Origin of the sequence: Kribbella sp. NPDC000426 (assembly GCF_040300265.1) — a bacterium.
Taxonomy (GTDB): Bacteria; Actinomycetota; Actinomycetes; order Propionibacteriales; family Kribbellaceae; genus Kribbella.
This window is the reverse complement of sequence record NZ_JBEPDK010000002.1, coordinates 98765-121150: the sequence shown is the minus strand read 5'-3', so window position 1 is coordinate 121150 and position 22386 is coordinate 98765. Positions and strand designations below refer to the sequence as shown.

The 22386-nt window shown below is 68.3% G+C and carries 22 protein-coding genes and 1 tRNA gene; 11 read left to right on the top strand and 12 right to left on the bottom strand.

Annotated elements, in window-relative coordinates; translation table 11 throughout:
- The first annotated feature begins 103 nt into the window (after positions 1-103).
- Together ABT313_RS08430 and ABT313_RS08425 are read left to right on the top strand one after the other, a co-directional pair.
- Positions 104-598: a single-stranded DNA-binding protein gene (locus ABT313_RS08430; RefSeq protein WP_350850123.1), complete on the top strand. Its 495-nt coding sequence runs from the start codon at positions 104-106 to the stop codon at positions 596-598.
- A gap of 81 nt (positions 599-679) precedes the next feature.
- A complete protein-coding gene (locus ABT313_RS08425) occupies positions 680-1297 on the top strand; it encodes an SRPBCC family protein (RefSeq protein WP_350850121.1) in 618 nt (205 codons plus the stop codon).
- 77 nt (positions 1298-1374) lie between these two features.
- Here ABT313_RS08425 and ABT313_RS08420 read toward each other — a convergent pair whose 3' ends face one another.
- From ABT313_RS08420 to ABT313_RS08410, 3 genes are all read right to left on the bottom strand, one after another.
- The gene (locus ABT313_RS08420; RefSeq protein ID WP_350850119.1) at positions 1375-3054 is read right to left on the bottom strand and encodes a GTPase; all 1680 of its coding nucleotides are present in this window, start codon (positions 3052-3054) and stop codon (positions 1375-1377) included.
- Positions 3051-7259 (bottom strand): AAA family ATPase, encoded by a 4209-nt coding sequence (locus ABT313_RS08415; protein WP_350850117.1) that lies wholly within the window; start codon positions 7257-7259, stop codon positions 3051-3053. Before ABT313_RS08415 ends, ABT313_RS08420 begins: the two co-directional genes overlap by 4 nt.
- A 90-nt stretch (positions 7260-7349) precedes the next feature.
- Positions 7350-8972, bottom strand: a complete 1623-nt coding sequence (locus ABT313_RS08410; RefSeq protein WP_350850115.1) for a PrsW family intramembrane metalloprotease — start codon at positions 8970-8972, stop codon at positions 7350-7352.
- A 159-nt stretch (positions 8973-9131) separates the two neighbouring features.
- Between ABT313_RS08410 and ABT313_RS08405 the strand changes: the two genes are divergently transcribed.
- Positions 9132-9205: transfer RNA gene (locus ABT313_RS08405), tRNA-Arg, on the top strand.
- A 52-nt stretch (positions 9206-9257) separates the two neighbouring features.
- On the opposite strand, the gene ABT313_RS08400 is transcribed toward ABT313_RS08405, so the two are convergent.
- From ABT313_RS08400 to ABT313_RS08385, 4 genes are all read right to left on the bottom strand, one after another.
- The gene (locus ABT313_RS08400; protein ID WP_350852082.1) at positions 9258-9722 is read right to left on the bottom strand and encodes an integrase core domain-containing protein; all 465 of its coding nucleotides are present in this window, start codon (positions 9720-9722) and stop codon (positions 9258-9260) included.
- Between the two features lie 13 nt (positions 9723-9735).
- Positions 9736-10851, bottom strand: coding sequence for an IS110 family RNA-guided transposase (locus ABT313_RS08395; protein ID WP_350850113.1), 1116 nt, complete (start codon positions 10849-10851; stop codon positions 9736-9738).
- Between the two features lie 195 nt (positions 10852-11046).
- Entirely contained in the window at positions 11047-11820 is a 774-nt protein-coding gene (locus ABT313_RS08390; protein ID WP_350850111.1) for a DDE-type integrase/transposase/recombinase, read from the bottom strand.
- 120 nt (positions 11821-11940) lie between these two features.
- On the bottom strand, positions 11941-12540 hold the full coding sequence (locus ABT313_RS08385) for a muconolactone Delta-isomerase family protein (RefSeq protein ID WP_350850109.1): 600 nt from the start codon (positions 12538-12540) through the stop codon (positions 11941-11943).
- 152 nt (positions 12541-12692) lie between these two features.
- On the opposite strand from ABT313_RS08385, the gene ABT313_RS08380 reads away from it, so the two are divergent.
- From ABT313_RS08380 to ABT313_RS08365, 4 genes are all read left to right on the top strand, one after another.
- Positions 12693-13277, top strand: a complete 585-nt coding sequence (locus tag ABT313_RS08380) for an AAA family ATPase (protein WP_350850108.1) — start codon at positions 12693-12695, stop codon at positions 13275-13277.
- Positions 13278-13332: 55 nt separating this feature from the next.
- The gene (gene dnaN / locus ABT313_RS08375) at positions 13333-14466 is read left to right on the top strand and encodes a DNA polymerase III subunit beta (RefSeq protein ID WP_350850106.1); all 1134 of its coding nucleotides are present in this window, start codon (positions 13333-13335) and stop codon (positions 14464-14466) included.
- A gap of 57 nt (positions 14467-14523) precedes the next feature.
- On the top strand, positions 14524-15303 hold the full coding sequence (locus tag ABT313_RS08370) for a maleylpyruvate isomerase family mycothiol-dependent enzyme (protein WP_350850104.1): 780 nt from the start codon (positions 14524-14526) through the stop codon (positions 15301-15303).
- 100 nt (positions 15304-15403) lie between these two features.
- The gene (locus ABT313_RS08365; RefSeq protein WP_350850103.1) at positions 15404-16471 is read left to right on the top strand and encodes an acyltransferase family protein; all 1068 of its coding nucleotides are present in this window, start codon (positions 15404-15406) and stop codon (positions 16469-16471) included.
- Here ABT313_RS08365 and ABT313_RS08360 read toward each other — a convergent pair.
- Positions 16453-17220 carry an alpha/beta fold hydrolase gene (locus ABT313_RS08360; RefSeq protein WP_350850101.1) on the bottom strand — a complete coding sequence of 256 codons (768 nt, stop codon included), beginning with the start codon at positions 17218-17220 and terminating at the stop codon, positions 16453-16455. The two genes, ABT313_RS08365 and ABT313_RS08360, sit on opposite strands and share 19 nt — an antisense overlap.
- A gap of 167 nt (positions 17221-17387) precedes the next feature.
- Here ABT313_RS08360 and ABT313_RS08355 point away from each other — a divergent pair, with 167 nt between their 5' ends.
- The 4 genes from ABT313_RS08355 (at position 17388) to ABT313_RS08340 (ending at position 20714) form a co-directional block, all read left to right on the top strand.
- Positions 17388-18359 carry a LysR family transcriptional regulator gene (locus tag ABT313_RS08355; protein WP_350850099.1) on the top strand — a complete coding sequence of 324 codons (972 nt, stop codon included), beginning with the start codon at positions 17388-17390 and terminating at the stop codon, positions 18357-18359.
- Between the two features lie 44 nt (positions 18360-18403).
- Positions 18404-19555: an NAD-dependent formate dehydrogenase gene (locus ABT313_RS08350; protein WP_350850097.1), complete on the top strand. Its 1152-nt coding sequence runs from the start codon at positions 18404-18406 to the stop codon at positions 19553-19555.
- A gap of 84 nt (positions 19556-19639) precedes the next feature.
- Positions 19640-19876, top strand: a complete 237-nt coding sequence (locus ABT313_RS08345; protein WP_350850095.1) for a hypothetical protein — start codon at positions 19640-19642, stop codon at positions 19874-19876.
- An 82-nt stretch (positions 19877-19958) separates the two neighbouring features.
- Complete coding sequence (locus ABT313_RS08340) at positions 19959-20714, top strand: GntR family transcriptional regulator (RefSeq protein WP_350850093.1); 756 nt, start codon at positions 19959-19961, stop codon at positions 20712-20714.
- A 6-nt stretch (positions 20715-20720) separates the two neighbouring features.
- Here the strand turns inward: ABT313_RS08340 and ABT313_RS08335 are convergent, their stop codons facing one another.
- The 4 genes from ABT313_RS08335 to ABT313_RS08320 all read right to left on the bottom strand — a co-directional run bounded on the left by ABT313_RS08335 (position 20721) and on the right by ABT313_RS08320 (position 22385).
- Positions 20721-21035: a DUF1048 domain-containing protein gene (locus tag ABT313_RS08335; RefSeq protein WP_350850091.1), complete on the bottom strand. Its 315-nt coding sequence runs from the start codon at positions 21033-21035 to the stop codon at positions 20721-20723.
- A gap of 1 nt (position 21036) precedes the next feature.
- On the bottom strand, positions 21037-21393 hold the full coding sequence (locus ABT313_RS08330) for a DUF1048 domain-containing protein (RefSeq protein WP_350850089.1): 357 nt from the start codon (positions 21391-21393) through the stop codon (positions 21037-21039).
- Positions 21390-21716, bottom strand: a complete 327-nt coding sequence (locus ABT313_RS08325) for a PadR family transcriptional regulator (RefSeq protein WP_350850087.1) — start codon at positions 21714-21716, stop codon at positions 21390-21392. The genes ABT313_RS08330 and ABT313_RS08325 overlap by 4 nt, the downstream gene beginning before the upstream one ends.
- Positions 21717-21845: 129 nt before the next feature.
- Positions 21846-22385, bottom strand: coding sequence for a hypothetical protein (locus ABT313_RS08320; RefSeq protein WP_350850085.1), 540 nt, complete (start codon positions 22383-22385; stop codon positions 21846-21848).
- Position 22386 lies beyond the last annotated feature (1 nt).

Genomic DNA, 22386 nt, shown 5'->3' with positions numbered 1-22386 from the left:
ATGTGCTTTCTCCACAGGCACGAATTCGGGCGTCTCACCAAGCCGCGACCGGTGCATCTTCTCTGCCGACAGGCAACCCCGCACCGAAGGGACGGCAACCGCGATGAGCGTCGGCGACACGTATGTGACAGTGCAAGGCTGGGTCGGCAGCGACCCCGACTTCAAGGAGATCGGGCAGCAACCCCACGCCACCTTCCGGATCGGCTCGACCCCACGCCAGTTCGACAAGACCAGCCAGCGGCTCATCGACAAACCGACGACCTGGTTCACCGTCGACTGTTGGCGGATCCTGGCTCAGAACGCATTCGACTCGATCCGAACCGGCCAGCCCGTCATCGTCACCGGACGGCTCCGGACCCACGAGTGGACCAACGACGCCGGCGAGCAGATCAGCAAGGTCATCCTCGAGGCATTCTCCATCGGCCACGACCTCAGCAGAGGTACGGCGATCTTCACCAAGAACGCGCCCCGCGCCGAGGCCGCGTTCGACAGCTCCGCGCTCGCTCCACATCCCGCACCTGCCGAGACCACCGCGGCGCCCTTCCCCGCCGAGGAGTACCCCGTCACCTCACTCCCACTGGCGGCGGAGGCAGCATGATTATCTCACGCTTGACTTATATAAGCCTGGCCCGGCATTCTGAGGTCCATCCCAGCAGCCGAGCAGGAGAGGGAATTACCTGTGATCGACATCCTCGAGCACATCAACGCGGTCCAGCGCGAAGTCAGCCGCACCGGCGAGACCGTGACGGTGCTGATGCGCCGGTCGTACCAGGCCGAGCCGGCGGAGGTGTGGGACGCCCTCACGGACCCCGACCGGATGAAGCGCTGGTTCATGCCCGTCTCCGGCGACCTCGAGGTCGGCGGCACCTTCCAGCTGGAGGGCAACGCCGGCGGCGAGATCCTGGAATGCGAGCCGCCCAAGCGGTTCAAGGTGACCTTTGGTGGCCCCAACAGTCTCCTCGAGCTGCGTCTGCTCCCCGGAGCGGACGCCTCCACCGAGCTGGAGCTCGAGCACTCGATGAGCGAGGCTCCGGCGCCCGGCGGCGCTGGCGCGCTCTGGGTCGGCCCCGGCTGGGACGGCGGTCTGCTCGGCCTCGGGCTCTACGTCACCGGCGAGCTCCCGGCGGACGCCGACCCGACCGAAATGGCCAACTCCGCCGAGGTGATCAGCTACAACGAGCAATCGGTCCGCGCGTGGATCGAAGCGATCCGCGCCTCCGGAACGACGACGGAGGACGACCTGATGTCCGCGGCCAAGATCTCGATGTCGCAGTACGCTCCCGACGCCGAGCTCTGACCTGTGCTGTCCGCCTCGGCGCGCGCCAGCTCTTGCGCGCGCCCAGGCGGCAGCTCGACTATCCGCTCAGCGAAGGCCTAGCCGCGTGCAGTGGCGAGGCTGTCGCGGCACGTTGTGTAGGCGGCCAGCTCGTCGCGGGCCGGCGCAACTACGTGGCTGTCGGCAACCTTCTCGAGTTCGGTCCGCAGCGCCTTGGCCACCTGCCGGGAGCGACGCAGCGCACCGTTGGTCGCGAACACCCGGCAGACGAAGGAGAGCGCCAGGCCCAGGACGGCACCACCGACCAGCATGACCCATGCGTAGGGGATGCCGTTCCACTCCGGCAGCGGCGGGTCGTTCAGATCGGCGATCCGCGCCACCAGCAAGGCGATCAGCCACGCGGCGCCGCCGAGCGTGACCAGGAACAGCAGCCACTGCACGATCCGGGCGAAGCTCCACCAGCCCGGGTTGTTGGAGACGCCGAGGTCCGTCCGGGCGACCGCCTGGTCGAGCTCGTCGCCCAGCGACTCCTCGCGCCGCCGGATCGCCGTACGCACCGAGTCGGCCCACGGACGCGACAGCCCTTCCGCAGCCTTGTTCGTGATCGTGCGGACGGCGGCATCCATCCGCGCCCGCTGCACCGGTGTTGCCGCAGGCAACGAAGAGCGTGCGATCGCCACCTCGCTCGACGCCGACTTGCGCAACGCCTTGCCCTGCTCGCGCGACACCTGGTCGCCGTGCAGCCGCCGCAACGGATCCGGACGGAACCGCTCCAGCCACTTGGTCAACGGCCACCCCGTTGCAGCACGAGCACGCTGCAGGTAGGAGCGGCGTACTGCGTCTGCGACGACCGACAGGCCGCTCGCGTCCGACAGCGCGTCGACCAACTCGGTGACGTCCGCGTCGGCGATCTCCGGAGTCTTCGCGTTACCGCACTGGCTCGCCATGCGATCCGCGACCCGGTCGACGTCGGCAGAGAGCCGTTCACGTGCGGAGCGCTTGTTGCTGACCCGCTTCACCAGCAGGCCACGCACCTCTTCGAGACCGTCACCGCTGACGGCCGAGGTCGCGACGACCGTCGGCGACTTGAGCCCGTCCGACTTGAGCAGCCGGTCCAGGTCTTCGAGGCAGCTCTTCCGCTGGTCCGGCGTCAGCTTGTCGATGTGGTTCAACGCGAACACCATCACCCCGGAATGCGAGGCGAACGGTTTGATGTACCGGTTGTGCAGCGCCGCATCGGCGTACTTCTGCGGATCCACCACCCACACGAGCATGTCGACCAGCTCCACGAGCCGGTCGACGATCAGGCGGTGCTCGACTTCGGTCGAGTCGTGGTCGGGAAGGTCCAGCAGGACCAGGCCGTCCAGGTCCTCGGAGTGCGCTTCCTCGAGCGAGCTCCGGTGCTGCACCTGGTGCCGGCGCGGGATCCCGAGCCAGCTCAGCACCTCGCCGGCCGGCTCGTCACCCCAGACACAGGCAAGCGGCATCGAGCTCGTGGGCCGACGCGTTCCGATCGCGGCCAGGTCCAGCCCGGTCAGCGCGTTGAACAGCGACGACTTGCCGGAGCCGGTCGCGCCGGCCAGCGCGACCACGGTGAGGTCGCCGGACATGCGCAGGCGTTGTCCGGCCCGGTCGACGATCTGCGTCGCCTCGGTGAGCACCACCGGGTCGAGCCGGCCGTCGCCGGCCTTCGCGGCCACGTCGATGGCATCGATCTTCTTCAGGACATCGGTTTCGCCCCGCACCGGGGTCTCGACCGTATCCACTGTTTCCGTCACGTGCAGTCCTCCACCGCGCGCGCGGCCTCCGTCAGTTGCCTGGCCGTCTCGGCGTCGACCGGATGCTGGTCAAGGACAGCCAGATAGCGGGCGAATTCGGCATCCATCAGTGCATGAACCTTACCGTCAAGGTCCTCGCGTGCCTTGTCCACCATGCCCTGAACTGCCTTGTCGCCGAAAACTGCCTCCAGCAGCCGCTGCCCGACCACCGCGCTGCCCGCACCGACGCTTGCCTCGGCACCCTTCGGGATCCCGGTCTCGCGGGCGAAAACCACCACCATCAGCGAGAGGCCAAGCCCATTCACGCCGTACTCCAGGATGCGCGCCGTCGACTTCTTGGCGCCGCCTTCCTTACGAATCACGTCGAGCACGAACTCCTGCCACTCCCGGACGGCACGAGCCGCCGCATCCGGGAACGCCGGCGACAACGCGCCGAGCGAGCTGTCCGCGTCCTGCTCGGCGAGTTGGGCATCACCGGCAGCCAGCAGTTGGCGACCGGGCGCGGTTGCCTGCCACGCCTTCTCGGCACGTTCCGCGGCGGCTGTCGCGTGCTCGCGCAACAGCGACTCCAGCCCGGACTGGATCGCGTCACTCACGTCACGCGTCTCCGCCGGCTTGTTGCCGAGCGAAGTCTTCAACCGATCACGCAGCCGGCCCGCGTTGGACTGCAGACCCTTCAGCAACTCGCCCGTGCCGACAAACTCCTGCCACCGAGCGAGCACCTCGCCCCGCAGCAGCGTCCCGTCCTGGCACGCCTTGGCGATGTCCTTCACAGCCTGGTCGTAGGCCGACTCCACCGACGACCGCAACTCGATCGCAGTATCGGCCTGCGCCTTCACAGCCTCCGCGAACGGCGGCGTCTTCTTCACCATCGCACTGACCGCGCCCTGCAAGGTGCGGCGGACCACGCCCGCGCGAGCCTCCGCGTCGGCGGCCAGGTCGATCAGCCAGTCCTTGATCGAGGCAACCGATGCCTGCGGCAACATCCCGTTGCCATCGACAACTGTCTCCTGGATGGAGAACAGCGGCGAATCGCCGAGTCCGCGCTCGAGCAGCATCTGCGCGAGGTGCCCGGTGATGTCGTCGATCGTCTCGCTCGGAGCCCGGTCGAGCACAACCGCGACCGCCGTGCTGCGATCCGACGCGCTCTGCAGGAACTCCCACGGGACGGCGTCGGAGTACCGCGCCGCCGTGGTGACGAACAACCAGAGATCGGCCGCCCCGAGCAGTTGCGTCGCGAGATCACGGTTCGCCTCGACGACGGAGTCGATGTCCGGTGCGTCCAGGATCGCGAGCCCGCGCGGGACGGTGTCAGCGGCAACCAACCGCAGCTGCCCCGCATCCTCCATGCCACCCGGCTCGTCCGAACTCGTCCGCGCCATCCCCGGCAGCACCCGGTCACCCACGAACCAGTCCGCATCCGCCGGGTGATGAATCAACACCGGCGACCTGGTCGTGGGCCGCAACACGCCCGGCTCACTCACAACCTTGCCGATCACGGTGTTGACCAGCGTCGACTTCCCGGCCCCGGTCGACCCACCGACCACAGCCAGCACCGGCGCCTCGAGCTGCACCAACCGAGGCAGCAGGTAGTCATCCAGCTGATCCAGCATCGCCTTCTGCTGCTGCCGAGCCTCGTCAGCCCCCACAACCTCCAGCGGCAACCGACTACCGGCCAGCACACCCCGCAACTTCATCAACGCAGTAATCAAAGCCATAGCAGCCTGCTCAGCCGCCAACCGCTCCGCCAACTGCGCCGCGCTCAGCTCCTCTTCTTCCTGAGCCGACCCCTCGCCGTCGCCCTCAGCACTCCGAGCCTCGTCCCCAACCTCATCCGCCGACCCACCTACGGCAGCACCATCCACCGCGCCATCGGCGCCACCCTCAGCACCCTCATCGGCAGCGTCAACGCCCTCACCGCCGGTCCCGGCGTCGTCGCCACCGCCAGCCGACTCACCATCGGGCTCGCCAGCCTCACCAGCAGCAGCACCAGCCACCGCGCCGCCCGCGTCACCATCGGTCGGGCCGTCGGCATCACGCTCGCCCGCACTGCCATCCGCAGTCTCGTCGGCCAACTCACCTACAGCGGCACCATCTGCAGCCCCGGCGCCGTCACCCTCGACAGCCCCATCAGAAGCTTCAGCGCCCTCACCGCCGGCGTCGTCGCCATCACCGATAGCCGACTCATCGGCCGTGCCGCTAGCAGCACCTGCGCCGCCATCCCGCCCAGCCTGATCGCCAGTCCCGTCGCCAGCACCATCCGCGCCGGCACCCGTCGGCCCATCCACAGACTCACCAGCAGCCCTGTCACCATCCACGGCCGCCTCGCCCGCACCATCCGCGGACCCACCAGCCGCCCCACCCGAGACACCGCCGACTGCCGTCTCCTCCGCGGTCTCATCCGCGGCCTGATCACCAGCATCACCGTCCGCGGCGTCACCGTCCGCGGCCTCATCCCCGGCGTCACCGTCCGCGGCCTCATCCCCGGCGTCACCGTCCGCGGCCTCGTCCACGGCCTGGTCACCGGCGGCGTCACCGTCCGCGGCCGCGCGCTCGGCCTGCTCGGCCGCACCGTCCGCCTCAGGCGCCCCCGGCGACTCTTGCGCAGCATCCGCGTCAACTGCAGCGCCCGCAGCATGCCGTCCTGCATGAGCAGCACCATCAACCGCCGACTCCACTACGTCGCCGTCCGCTGCATCCGGCCCGTCACCAACCACGCCGTCACCAGCCGCTCCAGCACCAGCCGCGCCGGCAGCACCAGGCTCAGCGCCGCTTGCGGCCTCTGGGGCCTCGGAGCTCGCATGCTCCGCGCCTTCAGCGTTCGACTCGCTCGCGTGCTCCGCGCCTTCAGCGCTCGACTCGCCTGCCGAGTCGGTGGCGTCCTCAGGTACCTCGGCGGCAGCACCGTCCTCAGCCTCGTCCACCACGCCGTCCGACGACTCGTGGGCGATCTCAACTGACTCGTCCGCGGCCGCGGGCTCGGCCTGCTCGGCCGTGCCTTCCTCCGCACCCGACTCGCCAGCCAGGTCGGTCCCGTCCGAAGCACCGTCGGCGCTCTCGTGGGCGGCTGCGTCCGTTGGGTCGGGGTCGCTCACGTCCGACTGCTCACCTGAGCCGGTCTGAGCGTCCGGGTCGGCGTCAGACTGTGTTCCTGCGGCGTCCTGGGTGGTGTTTTCCGGCTGCTTGGGCAGACCGATGATGATGTTGCCGTACTCGAGCGGAAAGCCGTCAGGCGACTCATCCGGCTCGTACACAACACCCACTCGCGGCCGCACCTCGTCGGCTACCTCGGGTACGCCGGTGCCTCCAGCCCGCGGCGATCCCGCACGGCCCGCATCTGGTACCGCGCTGCCGTCACCAGCCTGCGCACTACCCTCGCCGGCCCGCTCCGTGCCCTCACCGCCCTGTGCGGCGCCTGCGCCGGCGGGTCCAGCACCGTCACGAGCCTGCGCCATTCCGGCGCCGCCCGGCACGGCGCCTTCGTCCTCCGCCGTGCCGTCACCAGCCTGCGAGGTGCCGTCACCGGCTTGCGCCACGTCGACCTGCGCCGTGCCGTGACCACCCGGCACGCTGCCATCGCCGGCCTGGCCCGTGCCGTCGCCGGCCTTCGCTGTACCGACGTCGGTCTGTGCGGTGTCGCCATTCGCGTGCGCGGAGGCTTTAGCCGCGTCGCCGGTGGCGTCGTCCGTGTGTACGTCGGTGGGCTCGGCCGCCGACGGGTCGGCCGAGGCGGATGCGCCGTTCGAGGTGGCGTTCGAGGTCGCTTGGTTGGTCCCGGAGGACGCGTCGGTCGTACCAGGCTGGTCGGAGTCCGTCGCGAGGGCTCCGGCGGCCGTGGCTCCGGCGGCCGTGGCTGCGGCGTCGGCGGGCTTGGGGGCGTCGGACGTGCTCGCGGTGGGCTCAGCTGACTGCTCGGTTGGCTGGTTGGGCGTGGGGGTGCCGTCCTGCGTCACCTTGTCCTTGGGGGCAGGGGTGACTGCACCGTCGAGTGCCTCGGCAGCGGGTCCGTCGGAGGACTGGGCCTCGGGCGGCGGTGTTGTGGGGGTCGGGTCCTGGTCGGCCGGCTTTTTGCGGCGGCGGCGCCAGAAGCCTCGGGGTTTGGGGGTGGATTGGGCGATGAGGTTCGCCAGCTCCTGGGCATGCTGATCCTGGTTCGGAACCCCCGGTTCCGAACCGTCACCAGCTGCTGACCTGGTGTCAGCCACGTCGTCCGCCCACGAGCACAGAGTGCCCGGTCGGACAGCGCAGAAGCAAAGTCATCGTCAGTCCCGTTTGGCGGCGTGGACGGGTGGCAGTCACTGCGGTGGTGGATACGGACCGTATCCTCCCGGCGGTCCTTGTTGACCGGGGGGTCCCGGTGGGTAACCAGACTGACCGGCTGGGTAACCGGGTTGCCCCGAGGGATACCCCGGCTGAGCGGGCGGATAACCACCCTGAGGCGGCGGGTATGCGCCTTCCCCGGCGCCACCTCCCGGTACGCCGGGACCCGGCCCACCAGGTGCCTGCCCGGCACCACCCGGTCCGCCCGGACCCATCGGGGCACCCGGGCCGCCCATCGGACCGCCCGGTCCCATCTGACCGCCCGGCCCCATCGGCATACCCGGACCCATCTGACCCATCGGCATCCCCGGAGCACCCGGCGGGAACGCTCCCCCGGCGTACTGCGGAGCCGCCTGTGCGAACGCAGGCATCGGAGGGAAGGGCACGCTCGGCCTCCGCTCCCGCAGCTCGTCCAGCAGCTGCTTCTCCGTTTGTAATGCGTCCGGCCCGATCACCTGGCGCACGATCTTGTCCCGCAGGTACGCCAGCTCGGTCGCGGCGTGCTGGAACGCCTTCGCGGCCGTTTCCGCCTGGGGCCCGTACCGCCGCGCGTTCTGCCGCAGCGCCTTGCGCCCTCGCAGCGTCGCTATCAGCGGTACGTCCTGTGGAACCAGCCAGCCGAACCGCACATAGTCGTACAACCGCGACGCGATCATCTGTCCCTCCCGTGATCGCATCACGAGCGCAAAGACGACCAGGCAGATGAACAGCGGCACCATCAGACACAGGTACGCGACGATGAAGCCCCCGCCACCGGCCCAGCTCGCCGAAGCGTTCCAGGACGCGTGCGCCAGCACCGCAGCCAGGTACCCGACGACGGGCGCCAGAAAACGGACCACCGTACTTCGGTGGCGTATGGCGACGCCGATCCCGATCGCGGTGAACGACGTGAAGAGCGGATGCGCGAACGGCGAGATCACGCCGCGGATGATGAACAGGGCGAACGCGCCACGCAGACCGGCGTCGCTGCCGGACTCCTCGGAGAGCGTGTTGAAGACGCGGCCGTAGTACAGGATGTTCTCGGTGAAGGCGAAGCCGACACCGACCATCCCGGCGTACACCAGGCCGTCGATGATGCCGTCGAACTCCTTGCGGCGTACCAGCGCCAGCAGCAGGATGACGGACCCCTTGGCGAACTCTTCCACCGGCGGGGCGACGAAGACCGCGGACCGGTCGCCACCGACGCCGGTCTCGGCCAGCCGGTGCGACACCTCGGTGTTGATGAAGATAGCGGCCAGCGTGGCGATGAACGCGCCCCAGCAGAGCGCGAAGACGATGTACCTCGTCGGCTCCGGCTCGTACCGGTCCAGCCAGAGGTAGAGCGCGATGACCGGGATCACCGGCACGAACGCGAAGATCAGACCCCAGGTGAAGCCGCCGGCGCCGGTCGACTTGGCCACGATTCCGAAGATCACCAGGCCCGCGATCGCGAAGACCACCGCGATCACGATGCCGATCAGCACGCCCTGGTTGCGGCGCTGGCCGGGAACCGGATGGCTGCCGAGAACGTTCGGCTGCGGGTACGGTCCGCCGGGCGAGTACGCCGACCCCGCCGCGGGTTGCGGCGTGCCTGCCGGGCCTGGTGAGGGGTGACTCATGCCCCGAAGCCTAGTTGGGGTGCCGATCAACCGGCAGGACCACCCACTCAGCGTTACCGGGATGGAACGACAACCCTGTACTTCGCGCCGCGCGAACCGCGCCGATCAGGAACCCAGAGGCGAGATCACCCGCCGATCTGAGACACTCTTCCCTGCCACGCGCCCGTAGCTCAGCTGGATAGAGCGACAGACTTCTAATCTGTGGGTCGCAGGTTCGAATCCTGCCGGGCGCGCAAATGTGATGTCTCAAGACATCCCGGACAGGTGAACCCACGAAACGTGGGTTCACCTGTTTCTTTTGGGGACGGGTCCGGGTGGTCGTCCGGTGGGTTGGTAGTCCTTGGTGGGGTCGAGGACGAGTTCGCGCAGGAGTTCGCCGGTGGCGGCGTCGACGACGCGGATGTGTAGGTCGTGGGCGAGGATCAGGACGTGGGTTCGGGCGTGGGTTCGCCCGATGCCGAGGTGATGGAGCCGGCCGTTGACCCGCAGGGTGACCACGCCGGTGTCGTCGACCTTGTCGGTGCGGACCCGGTGGTGGACCTCGCCGGTGCGGTCGGTGGTGGGGCCGGCTTTCGGGCGGGCGTGGTAGGCGGTCGCTGGGGTGGCTCGGTGCGGCAGGGAGCGGTGCGGGCGGCGGTGGTTGTACTGGTCGACGAAGGCCTCGAGCAGGATCTGGAGCTCGGCCAGGGTGGCCGGCTGGATCGGTTGGGCGCGCAGCCATTTCTTCATCGTTTGCTGGAACCGCTCGATGCTCCTATGTTCGTCAAGCGGCCGGGGCTGGTGTGTTCGTGGTGGCCGGTGTGGCGGTTGTTGGTTGGGGCAATTTGCTGTAGATCTCTCGGGCGATGTAGCGCTTGAGGCAGCGGATGATCTCGCGTTTGGTGAGTCCTTCGGCGGTGCGGCGTTCGACGTAGTCGCGGGTGGGTTGGTGGTGGCGGATGCGGACGATGGTGATGATGTAGAGCGCACTGTTGGCTGCGCGGTCTCCGCTGCGGCTGAGTCGGTGGCGGCCGGTGGTGCGGCCGCTGCTGGCGGGCTGGGGAGCCACTCCGCAGAGTTTCGCGAAGGCTGCCTCACTGCGGATCCGGGCCGTGTTGTCGCCGACGGTGACCAGGAACTGGCCGGCGATCTCGACGCCGACACCGTGCAACTCGAGCAGCTCGGGCGCGGTGGCCCGGACCATCGCCTCGATCTGACGGTTGAGTGTCTTGACCTCCTCGTCGAGTGCCTTCCAGCGACGCGCCAGATCCCGCAGCGATGTCTTCACCGCGGCCATCAGCAGCCGTTCAGGGGTGGCTATGAGGGTGAGGAGGTCGTCGGTCTCGGGCCGCAGCCGCAGGCACCGGTTGACCAAGGTTCGCTTCGTAAGCATCACCAGCTCATCGCGCAGGGGCGAAGGCGCACCGATCATGACGCCCCACAGTGTGTTGAACGCCTGGGTTCGGGCCTTCACCGCGCTGGCGCGGGTGACGCGCAAGGTTCGGATCACCTCCACGGCGCCGGACTTGGCCTTCGGCGTCGCGGTCGAAGTCTGTCCCAGGACCGCGCGAGCGATCTGCTCTGCATCGAGCCGGTCGGACTTGCCGTCCATGCGCCGAGCCAACCGGTTCGGCCGGTTCACCTCGACCACGCGCTCACCGGCCCGCGTGAGTGCCCGGGTCAACGTCGCCCCGAACGAGCCGGTGCTCTCGACGCCGATCGCCTGCACGTCCCCATGGCCACGCATCCAGCCCAGCAGCAGCTGATAGCCGGGGTCGGTGGCAGGGAACTCCTGGTGCCCCAACAGCCGACCGTGGATGTCGACAACAGCTGCGTAGTGGGTGTGCTTGTGGGTATCGACTCCACCGATCACGGTGACAGTCGCCAGTGCCGTTGTCATGCTGGGACCCGCTCCTCCGCTAGGGCTGAACTGACGGATGGGGCGAACCGGCCGGACGGGCGACAGGTCTGTGACGGGGCTTCTAGTCCAAGCTCCTATCAGGTCAGATCCGTTCGGCCGGTGCGCGCCACGACGCTGCACCGGGACCGGCCGACAAATCGAACGCAGGACACCATGGTCATACCTTGGCCGGGGTCAGACCGGCCCGATGCAGCACCGACCCAAGTCTTCACACACCTTCCCGCAGGTAGTGGGGTGGTTGGGTCGGGAGTTCTTCTGGGTGATGTTCAGGCGGCGTAGCTCGCTCTCGAGGCCGTTGCGGCCGCCTTTCCCGCCCGACAGCCGGGTCGTGTAAACCATGCCGTTGTCGGTGAGTGTCGAGGCCGGGATCCCTTGTAAGGCGATGGTTTCGCGGAACGTAGTGAGCACGATCTGGCCGGTGATCCGGCGGTGCGCGGTCACGTGGAGGGCGTAGCGGGAGTGGTCGTCGAGCCAGCTGATGATCTCGACGTCCCGGCCGCCGCGCAGCCGGTAGTGGGTGAAGTCGGACTGCCAGCACTCGTTGGGTTGCTCGGCGGCGAACCGCAGGTACGACGACCTGGGCCGCTTGGCCGGTTCCGGTACGACGGCGCCGGCACGGGTGAGGATGCGGTGGATCGTCGCCCGCGACAGCCTGACCTGGTGGTGGTGCAGTAGGTGCCAGCCGACCGTGTCCGCGCCCGCGTCCAGACCCTGCTCGGCCAGCTGCTTGCGCAGCGCCAGCACCAGTTCCACCGTCGCGGCCTTAGTCGCCCGCGGCGAGGTCTTCGGCCGCCGCGACCGCGGCTCGAACGCCGCCTGCCCCTCGGCCCGCCACCGCGCCAGCAGCTCATACACCCACGAGCGGGCCACGCCGTACTCCGCGACCACCTCCGCCACCGACCGCTTCTCCACCGTGATCGCGGTGATCACCAACCGGGCCTTCGACATCCCCGAACATCAACAAACCTGTCTCCGATGTCTTGAGACATCAGTCCGGTATGTCGTGAGACACCCGTCCGGTATGTGTTGAACCACAACACTGCCGGGCGCGCAAATTTCTGTCGTGGGTCAGGCTGCTTGGCGGCCCGGGTCGCTCGGGTGCGGGGTCAGTGGGATCGTCTGGGTGTCCAGCCACGGGGCGAGGGGTAGCGACTCCAGGATCGCCTTCAGCTCATCGGGGCTATCTGCCTGCCAGAGGCCGAGGGCAGGGCCGTCGGCTCGTCTCCAGAGTCGGATCAGCTTGCCGTCGGCTGCGAGTTCCCGGGTCCTGCTGGCCTCGCCGGCTGTTCTCTCCTCGACGAGCGCCGGCGGTGCATCGTCCGGGACGGTCAGCTTGAAGACAGCGAAGTACTCCGTTGCCGCCGCGCTCAGCGGGGTCGGCGAGACGGGGTTGTTCGGATGGGGCGTCAACGGCATGACGTCGTCGTGGCGCCAGATGCGGAGTGGCATCCCGGACAGCACCAGCTCCAGTTGGTCAGCGTCGTCCGCCTCGAAGAGACCGAAGGTGCGCCACTCACCTGGCTGGAGCGGCGGGCGCCACAGCCGCAGCAGCTGGCCGGCTGCGGCGAGCTCGCGTGAGTGAGCCGCCTCCCGGCCGCGTACCTCGTCGACCTCCGCCTCCGTGACCCCGTCCGGAACCTGCGTGGTCATCGTGACCAGGAATTCCATCGCTCGGCCTCCTCTGCGCCGAGAACAGGATGGCATTCCCTCAGCGAGTTCCTAAGCACTTCTCAGTCTTCTCACGGAGCGGTGGTGTGGGCTGGTTCGTCTTATCTGTACTGACGGGTGACAGAAGGGCCGGTGTGGTGGCTTCGGGAGTTGTGGGTGTCCTTCATACGACGAACGGGTTGCGGGACCTGCGGTACGCCGCGGACGCCCTGGTGATCCTCGCCGGGATTCCCGGTGCCGGGAAGACCACTCTGCTCCGCCGGCTCTACCCGGTCGGCGCGGACCACGGCGGCGTACGAGTGTTCGACTCGGAGCGCCTGCGCGCCCGCTGGATGCCGCTCCTCGGCCGGCTCCCGTATGCATGGTGGCGCCCGCTGCTGCACCTCATGTACTACGTGCGCGTGCTAGCAGCGATCCGCCCAGCCGGAGGTCCCCTCGTCGTACATGACTGCGCGACAAGGCCCTGGGTACGCCGCCTGCTCGGCTGGCGCGCGCGCCGAGCCGGACTGCCCCTCCACCTCATCCTCCTCGACGTACCAGGTGACGTGGCCCGCTCAGGCCAGTGGGCCCGAGGCCGCGTCGTACGGTCGGGAAGCATGGCGACGCACTGCCAGCGGTGGCCTGATCTGGTCGCACGAGCAATCGAAGATCCGGCGTACGTCGTACCCGGAGCTGCCTCGGCGCTCGTGCTGAGTCGTGGGCAGGCTGATCAGATCGCCCGGATCAGCTTCGGTTGAAGAATTGTCGGTGCCAGCTGATTGGGTCGTACTTCGAGAAGGGGAGGAGTGCGGCATGAAGGTGCGAGTCGGGCGTGAGGTGCTGGCTGAGGCGGTCGGGTGGGTGGCGCGTGGGTTGCCCAGTCGGCCGAGTGTGCCGATTCTGGCGGGGATGGTGGTGGAGGCGGCCGACGGGCAGGTGACGTTGTCCGGGTTCGACTACGAGAGTTCGGCGCGTGTGAGTGTGCCGGCGGAGGTGGCCGACGAAGGGCGGGTACTGGTGTCCGGGCGGCTGCTGTCGGACATCTGCCGGAGTATGCCGCGGGACTCGGTGGATCTGAGTGGTGAGGCCGCTCGGGTTCAGGTGAGCAGCGGCGCAGCGAGGTTCGTGCTGCACACGCTGCCGCTCGACGAGTATCCGCCGTTGCCGGAGATTCCCCAGGCCAGCGGAGTGGTCGACGGGGACGTGTTCGCGCGGGCCGTCTCGCAGGTGGTGAGCGCGGCGGGTCGCGATGACACGCTGCCGGTGTTCACCGGGATCCGGCTCGAGATCCGTGGCTCGACGATCTCGTTGCTTGCCACCGACCGATACCGATTGGCACTGCGTTCATTCCCGTGGGAGCCGGTCGATGCCGGAGTCGAGGCCAACGCACTGGTCCCGGCGAAGCTGCTCGCCGAGGTCGCGAAGGCGATGACCGGTCATGAGCTGACACTCGCGCTCGGTTCGACCCGCACAGGGGACGGGTTGATCGGGTTCGAGGGCGGCGGCAGGCATGCGACCAGCCGCCTCATCGACGGCGAGTTCCCGAAGGTCCGCAGTCTGATCCCGGTGGAGAACGCGATCACCAGCACGGTGACCGTGGACACCGCCGCCCTCGTCGAAGCGGTCAAACGCGTCGCGCTCGTGGCTGAGCGGTCCGCGCCGGTGCGGCTCACGTTCGCGGACGGGCTGGCGACGCTCGACGCCGGCAACGGTGAAGAGGCGCAGGCGTCGGAGTCCGTCGAGGTCACGCTGACCGGCGAGCCCGTCGTGACCGGCTTCAACGCCGGCTACCTCCTGGACGGCCTCGGCTCGCTCGGTACGCCGATCGCCCACTTCGCCTTCACCCAGACGACCAAGCCGGCCAACCTGACCGGCCTCAGCGCTCCGGGCGACACGCCCACACCGGACTCCGCCTACATCCTGATGCCGATGCGTCTGCCGAATTGATGTCAATCTGTGCTCCGCGGCTCCGACCAGAGGACAACTGAGGCTGAGGAGACGCACATGGAGTACGAGCGGCATTGCGATCTGATCGTCCAGCAGACCGAGCTGCTGGCCGGGCACCTGACCGGCAGACCGGGCAAAGACCTGGGTACGGCGGTCCCGTCGTGCCCCGGGTGGAACGTAGGCCAGCTGGTTCGCCACGTCGGCGGAGCCCACCGCGAGGCCACCGTCGTCGCGCGGACCGGCGAGGCACCGCCGGACGACGAGTTCCGCGACCCGACGCACTGGTACTCCGAGCCTGCCGACTGCACCGACGACGCGGTCCACGAGCTCGCCGGCTGGATCGTCGCCGGAGCGCGTGAGCTGGCGGACGCACTGCGCACCGCGGGTCCCGACGTACCGATCAAGATGCCGATCGACAACCCGACCACGCGGTTCACGGCTCGGCGGATGGCGCACGAGACCGCGATGCATCGCGCGGACGCGGCCCTCGCGCTCGGCATCGAGTACGAGCTGGCACCAGACGTCGCCGCGGACGGGATCGACGAGTGGATGGAGCTCGGCGCCCTCCCGTTCCACTTCGAGGTGCACCCGTGGATGCGCGAGCTGCTCGCTCCGGGCCGGACGCTGAAGTTCGCGGCTCCGGAGCAGTCCTGGGTGGTCGACCTGACCGGGGACGCGATCCGCTGGCGCCACAGCGACGAGCCGACCGCGGTTGTCGTACGCGGACCGCTCACCGAGGTGCTGCTGCAGCTGTACAAGCGTCGCGATAGCAGGATCGAGGTGAACGGCGACAAGGACCTCCTGAGCTACTACTTGGACCGCGTCAGCTTCGGATGATGCCCCGAGTCATCCGTAGGTCGCACGACCGGATCGTGCCATGGGCTGACGATCGCGACGGCCGACCGCGATGTAGTAGTGCCGGAAACGCGACGGAAGGGTGGCTGTGGACGGCTCGCGGGGACGGCTTCACGAGGTTGACCTGTTGCGAATCGTCGCCGCGTTCGCGGTGATGGCGTACCACTACCTGTTCTCGTCGTACGCCGATGGAACGTCCGCGATGCACTTCCCGCACGTGGACCTCATCGCGCGGTACGGCTATCTCGGCGTCGACCTGTTCTTCACGATCAGCGGATTCGTCGTCCTACTCAGCGCCTGGGACCGCAGCCCGCGGTCGTTCGTCATCTCACGGGCGGTCCGGCTGTATCCGGCATATTGGATCGCCGTCAGCCTCACGGCGTTCGTGTCCGTCGCTTTCAGTCAAGGACGGTTCCCGGTCACGCTCAACCAGTACCTGGCGAATCTGACGATGTTCAACTCGCTGCCGAACATCCAGAACGTCGACGTCGTCTACTGGACGCTGTGGGCCGAGATCAGGTTCTACGCGATGATCCTGGTCCTGACCTGGATCGGCATCACCGCGCGCCGGGTGACGATCTTCTGCTGGGCCTGGCTCGCGGCCACGCTCGTCTTCCAGACCGGAATGTTGCCGCACGCAACCGACCTGGTGCTCAACACCCAGTTCTCGCACTACTTCATCGCCGGGATGGCGCTCTGCCTGATCCACCGGTACGGCGCCACCCGGCAGACCCTCGCCATCGTCGCGATCGCACTCGGCAACGCGATCTACCGCGGCATCGGCTTCGCGGACCGGGTCGGCATCCGCTACCACACCGAGATCCACCGGACCGCCGTCGTCGCGATCATCATCGCGATCTTCGCGATCATGCTGGCCGTCGCACTGAAGCTGACCCGCCGCCTCGGCCGGCCGTGGTTCGCCATCCTCGGCGCGCTCACCTACCCGCTCTACCTCGTCCACGCGCACATCGGCTTCATCATCTTCGAGCGCCTCGGCGACCAGGTGAACCACGTCCTCCTGGTCGCCGCCACGATGCTCGGTATGATCGGCGTTGCGGCCGCACTGCACTACGGCGTCGAGCGGCCGCTCGCGCCAAGGCTCAAACGCCTACTGGATCGGGTCCAACCGGTTCACGCGCTCAGGAAGTAGCCCGTCAGCACCCGCGCCATCGTCTCCGGCGGCAGCGTGTGGAACGTCCCGTCGTGTCCCTCCAGCGCCCCGTGCGCGAGCGCATCGGCCGCCTGCCGCGCCGCCTCCTTCAACCAGTCCGGACTGGCGTTGCTGTACATCGCCAGCGTCGGTACGTCGACCGACGCCAACAGCTCACGCGGTACGGCGCTGTCGCCCATCTGCAGCCCGTCGTACACGAGCGTGTGCGCGATCGCCTCCATGCCAGCCCACATCGGCGTCTGCCGGATCTGGTCGACCATCTCCTTCGGCTGCCCGACCGCCTCGACCATGAACAGCTCAGCCGCACCACCGGGGTTCCCGGCGTCGACGAACTCCTGCAAACGCTCGATGTACCGGACCGGCACCGCCGGTGCCCCGCCGACCCGGAACGGCGGCTCCAGCACCGCCTGCTTCTCGAACGGCAGTCCGGCCTGCAGCAGCACCATCGACCCAGACGAGTAGGCACACGCGTACTGCGCACCAGTCGCCGAGCGGATCGCGGCCAGGTCCTCCCACTCCCGCTCCACGGCGTACGGCAGGGTGTCGCCGGAGTCACCGCGGCCGCGCCGGTCGTAGTTCACCACGGTGAACGCGGACGACAGCGCCTTGGCGTCGTCGACGTACCGCGAGCGCTCGGTGAACCCGCCCGCGACGAGTACCAGGACCGGCCCGCTGCCGTACGTGTCGTAGGCGAGTTCGGTGCCGTCCTTGGAAACCACCTTCTGCATCACAGCTCCTTTGCCCGAGAGATCTCTGCCCATCCGTCGAACGGATCCGTGCCGGAAAGACACCCTGTGATCCACATCACAACACGCCGAGATCTTCCGGGCGACGGCGCACCTCACTACAGTTGGATTATGTATACAGACGACTGCACACCGTCCCGGGTTCGTTGATGCTGCTCCGCCAGCTGGAGTACCTCGTCGCCCTCGCCCGCGAGAAGCATTTCGCCCGGGCGGCGGAAGCCTGTTACGTCTCCCAGCCGTCGCTGTCGGCCGCGATCCGCAAGCTCGAGCAGGAGCTCGACGTACCGATCGTGCGGCGCGGCCGGCGGTTCGAGGGCCTGACCCCCGAGGGCGAGCGGGTGCTGCTCTGGGCGCAGCGCATCCTCTCCGAGCAGGACGCCCTCCGGCACGAGTTGTCGGTGATGCGCGGCGGGCTCAACGGCACCCTCCGGCTCGGCGCGATCCCGACCGCCATGCCGGTGGTTTCGTTGCTCACGACACCTTTCTGCGAACGGCATACCAACGCCCGCGTGACACTGGAGTCGCTGTCGTCACGCGACATCACGCAGAAGCTGGCCGAGTTCGATCTCGATGTCGCGATGACGTACCTCGACGACGACACGCTCGGCCAGGTACGGAAGACCCCGCTGTACGAAGAGCGCTATCTACTGCTGACGCCGACGCACAGCAAGCTGGCCGAACAGCCGGTCGCCACCTGGGCGGAGGTCGCCGAACTGCCGCTCTGCCTGCTCTCCCCCGACATGCGCAACCGCCGGATCATGAACGGCTACTTCACCGACGACGGCGTGACGGCGAGCCCGGCCATCGAGAGCGACACCGTGTCCGGCCTGTACAGTCATCTGCACGGTAGTCACTGGTCGACCGTGATCTCGCACGCCTGGTTGCACATGTTCGGCGTGCCGGACGGGATGCGAGTCGTGCCGCTCAAGGGACCGGCGCACGGGCCGCGGGTCGGCCTGGTGATCGCGGCGCGCAGTCCCGAGCCCGTGCTGGCGCGGGCATTGCTCGACGTCGCGCGACAGGCCGGAGTACACAAAGCGCTCGATGATCTGCTCGACCTGCATCTGATGGATTCCGGCTATCTCGACATAGCGAGCAAGTCTTTGACCGTCGGACCGTGACACCGCGATGGTGGAAATCCCTTCAGAACAAGGAGATTCCCATCATGGCGAAGATAGTCTGCGTCCTCTACGACGACCCGGTGGCGGGCTACCCGACGTCGTACGCGCGGGACGACATCCCGGCCATCGCCGGCTACCCCGGCGGTCAGACCGCGCCGTCGCCGAAGGCGATCGACTTCACGCCGGGCGCCCTGCTCGGCAGCGTGTCCGGCGAGCTCGGGCTGCGGCGATTCCTCGAGGATCAGGGACACACGCTGGTTGTCACCTCCGACAAAGAGTCGGTCCTCGATCGTGAGCTGACCGATGCCGATGTGGTGATCTCGCAGCCGTTCTGGCCGGCGTACCTGACCGCCGAGCGGATCGCGAAGGCGCCGAACCTGAAGCTCGCCATCACCGCCGGCATCGGCTCGGACCACGTCGACCTGGACGCGGCGATCGAGCACGGCATGACCGTTGCCGAGGTCACCTATTCGAACAGCATCAGCGTCGCCGAGCACGTGGTGATGATGATCCTCGGACTCGTCCGCAACTACCTCCCGGCATACCAAACCGTATGGGATGGCGGCTGGAACATCGCGGACTGCGTGGCCCGCTCGTACGACCTCGAAGGCATGCACGTCGGTACGGTCGCGGCCGGCCGGATCGGGACCGCTGTACTGCGCCGGCTGGCGCCGTTCGACGTGAAGCTGCACTACACCGACCGGCACCGCCTCCCGGAATCGGTCGAGCGGGAACTCGGACTGACCTTCCACCAGAGCGCGGCCGACATGGTGCCGCAGTGCGACGTGGTGACGATCAACGCGCCGCTGCACCCGGAGACCGAGGCGCTGTTCGGCGACAAGCTGCTCGCGACGATGAAGCGCGGGACCTACTTGATCAACACCGCGAGAGCGAAGATCGCCGACCGCGACGCGATCGTCCGCGCCTTGGAGAGCGGACAGCTGGCCGGGTACGCCGGTGACGTCTGGTTCCCGCAGCCCGCGCCGGCCGACCACCCGTGGCGGACCATGCCGCACCACGGCATGACGCCGCACATCTCCGGCTCGTCGCTGTCCGCCCAGACCCGGTACGCCGCCGGCACCCGGGAGATCCTGGAGTCATGGCTCGCCGGTACGCCGATCCGCGACGAGTACCTGATCGTCGACGGCGGGCGACTGGCCGGCGCCGGAGCGCATTCGTACTCGACCCGGGTGTAAGCCGGATCACGTGAGACGCGGGCATAACCGGTCAGTACACCTGGTTGAATGTATACAGAAGCCAGAATTCAAGGAAGGGTAGAAATGATCTTCACACGTAGGTTCGGCGCTCTGGCGGCTCGCCCGCAGTTCCCGGATGCCCCGGAGCTGCAGCAGGAGCTGTCCAACCCGCTCGATCTGGACGCCGAACTCGCCCAGCTGACCGGCCAGACGACCGGCGGGACGACCGACCAGGTCACCGGCGACATGACCGGCGACATGACCCGCAACGTGACGGCCGCGCGCGACGACGACCGGCACGCGGACGAGTCGGCCGCCTGAGACCGGGCGGCGGCTATATGTCAGGGCATGGCACTTGGTAGACTGTCTACCAAGTGCCGTGCTGTTTTCGGGAAGGGACCTCATGACGACGATCAGCGCAGGGCCAGGGGCGGGTGCGGAACCGGCCGGGGTGCGGCACGTCAAGCGGCCGACGCCGTTGCGGGAATCGGTGTACGAGGCCCTGACCGAGATGATCATCGACGGCACCCTCGAGCGCGGCCGCCATCTGGTCGAGGTCGAGTTGGCCGGTTTGCTCGGCGTGTCCCGGCAACCGGTGCGCGAGGCCCTGCAGCGCCTGAACAACGAGGGCTGGGTGGACCTGCGCCCCGGCTTCGGCGCGATGGTGCACGTCCCCGCCGAGGACGAGGTCGACCAGTTGCTGGCAGCCCGCGCGGCCCTGGAGTCCGAATCCGCCCGCCTCGCCGCGCGCCACGCCACGAAGGAAGACGTGGCGAAGCTGCGCGAGTTGTGCAAGGTCGGTACGGCGTACCAGGAGTCCGGCGACATCGACGGCACCGTCCGCACCAACGGTGAACTGCACAGCCTGATCACCGAGATGTCCGGCAACCGCTTCTTGGTCGACTTCGCCGCCCAGGTGGACCGTCGCGTCCGCTGGTACTACACGCCGGTCGCGCCGGTCCGCGGCGCAGCCTCCTGGCGCGAACACAACCGCCTGGTCAAGGCGATCAGCGAAGGCGACGAGGACAAGGCCGCCCAGATCATGCGCGAGCACACCGAGCACACCCGCAAGGCGTACCACGACCTCCAGTCCGGCGCAGAGCCCACCGAGGCCCCCGAGCCGGAGGCCGCACCCCGCCGCCGTCGCCGCACCACCTGACGACGGCTACTGCTTCTCCTTGGCGACGGACTCCTGGTAGATCTCCGCGTACGTGCGGGAGTCTTTGATGAGGTCGTCGCAGAAGGCGGCCACGTCGGGGCCGATCAGTTCGATGACTCCCTTGCCCGCGGCGACGCCCTCTTCGAAGAAGTCGACGATTCCGGCGAGCAGGTTGCCCTCGGTCAGGTCGGTCGGGCCGACCTTGAACAGGTACTTCTGGATCTCTTTGTAGACGATCTGGTAATCCGGCGGGAGCGCCTTGACCCTCGCCAGATGAGCTCGCCACTGCTTCTTGCCTTCGATGATGTCCTGGATGCCCACGTCAGCCTCCTAGCCGGCCCAGTTTCCTTGCGACGTTGCGGTTCAACTGCTCGCGCCAGCGGTCGCGGTAGCTGCGAGCCCCTTCTCCGCCGGCCAGCGCCGCACAGAAGCCGGCGATGTCGTCACCCAGTACGTCGTCGACGCTCTGCCCGTCGGCCGCCGTCTCCTCGAGCAGGCCCAGGGCTCCGTCGAGGATCGGCATCAGGTTGCGACCCGTGAAGCCGGAGTACGGCGACAGATGGGCCTTGATCTGCTCCCAGGCGGCCCGGTAGTCGGCCGGCAATGCCGCGGCCCGGACCTCGAACGCCTTGTATTCCCTGGTGAGGTCGTTGCCGGTGATGGTGTCCCAGAAACTCATCTCCCACCCTCCTTGAGTTTGTCGATGCGCGACGAGAGGTACTCCCACTTCGTCCAGAACTTCCCGAGCTCCGCGCGCCCTACGTCGTTGAGCGAGTAGAACTTGCGCGGCGGCCCCATCCCGGACGGGCGTTTCGCCACCTGCACCAGCCCGTTCCGCTCCAGCCGCATCAGGATCGTGTAGACCGTCCCCTCGACGACATCGGCGAACCCGAGCTCGTTCAGCTGCCGTGTGATCACGTAGCCGTAGGTCTCCTCGCGGCCGATGATCTCGAGCACACAGCCCTCCAACGTGCCCTTCAGCATCTCCGTCAGGTCGTCCATCCCGAATCGGTCCTCTCAGTACTCCGTATCACCGAGTACCACTATACAGTATCACCGAGTACCGGCCTCGGGCACACAGCAAAACGGTCGCCCGCAACCCCGAAGGGTTGCGGGCGACCGGCAGGGAAATCAGGCGGTGCGTTTGGTGCGGCCCCGGCCCCGGCCCGTGGCGGCCTTGCGGGCCTCCAGGGCTGCGGCCAGGTGGACGTACTGTTCGACCACTCTGCGCGCGTACGGATTGCGGTCGAGGATGCGAGGCCACCAGTGGCGGCCCAGCTGTTCGTGCATCCAGAGGAAGCCGATCGCGAAGCCCATGCTGATCAGCGCACGGAAGGCGAGGAACTTCCACGGTTCGGGCGGTACGCCGGGGGTACCGGCGACCGCCCATTCGGTGACGATCGCGTGGACGAACAGGGAGACCGGGAAGCCGATCACCCAGTAGACCGCCGCCGGCGCGAACACCCCGGCGGGGACCTTGCCGAGGGCAAGCAGTACGGCGTACCCGGCGCCGAACAGCATCAGCGGTACGCCGAGACCGAACCCGGTGACCACTGCCCAGCCGGCGGGCTGGCCGACGAACGCGGCCAGCCCTCCGGCGATCAACCCCGCTGCGGCGCCGACCGACAGGGCCGGGACGCTGAACTCCGCCAACTGCTTCAACCGGCTCACG

What these genes read in the sequence shown, in the direction of transcription:
- ABT313_RS08345 (WP_350850095.1), top strand. Translation starts at nt 19,640, where the DNA reads ATGATCTTCACACGTAGGTTCGGCGCTCTGGCGGCTCGCCCGCAGTTC.
- ABT313_RS08350 (WP_350850097.1), top strand. Translation starts at nt 18,404, where the DNA reads ATGGCGAAGATAGTCTGCGTCCTCTACGACGACCCGGTGGCGGGCTAC.
- ABT313_RS08385 (WP_350850109.1), bottom strand. Translation starts at nt 12,540, where the DNA reads ATGGAATTCCTGGTCACGATGACCACGCAGGTTCCGGACGGGGTCACG.
- ABT313_RS08410 (WP_350850115.1), bottom strand. Translation starts at nt 8,972, where the DNA reads ATGAGTCACCCCTCACCAGGCCCGGCAGGCACGCCGCAACCCGCGGCG.
- ABT313_RS08340 (WP_350850093.1), top strand. Translation starts at nt 19,959, where the DNA reads ATGACGACGATCAGCGCAGGGCCAGGGGCGGGTGCGGAACCGGCCGGG.
- ABT313_RS08325 (WP_350850087.1), bottom strand. Translation starts at nt 21,716, where the DNA reads ATGGACGACCTGACGGAGATGCTGAAGGGCACGTTGGAGGGCTGTGTG.
- ABT313_RS08395 (WP_350850113.1), bottom strand. Translation starts at nt 10,851, where the DNA reads ATGACAACGGCACTGGCGACTGTCACCGTGATCGGTGGAGTCGATACC.
- ABT313_RS08390 (WP_350850111.1), bottom strand. Translation starts at nt 11,820, where the DNA reads ATGTCGAAGGCCCGGTTGGTGATCACCGCGATCACGGTGGAGAAGCGG.
- dnaN (WP_350850106.1), top strand. Translation starts at nt 13,333, where the DNA reads ATGAAGGTGCGAGTCGGGCGTGAGGTGCTGGCTGAGGCGGTCGGGTGG.
- ABT313_RS08370 (WP_350850104.1), top strand. Translation starts at nt 14,524, where the DNA reads ATGGAGTACGAGCGGCATTGCGATCTGATCGTCCAGCAGACCGAGCTG.
- ABT313_RS08430 (WP_350850123.1), top strand. Translation starts at nt 104, where the DNA reads ATGAGCGTCGGCGACACGTATGTGACAGTGCAAGGCTGGGTCGGCAGC.
- ABT313_RS08330 (WP_350850089.1), bottom strand. Translation starts at nt 21,393, where the DNA reads ATGAGTTTCTGGGACACCATCACCGGCAACGACCTCACCAGGGAATAC.
- ABT313_RS08355 (WP_350850099.1), top strand. Translation starts at nt 17,388, where the DNA reads ATGCTGCTCCGCCAGCTGGAGTACCTCGTCGCCCTCGCCCGCGAGAAG.
- ABT313_RS08360 (WP_350850101.1), bottom strand. Translation starts at nt 17,220, where the DNA reads ATGCAGAAGGTGGTTTCCAAGGACGGCACCGAACTCGCCTACGACACG.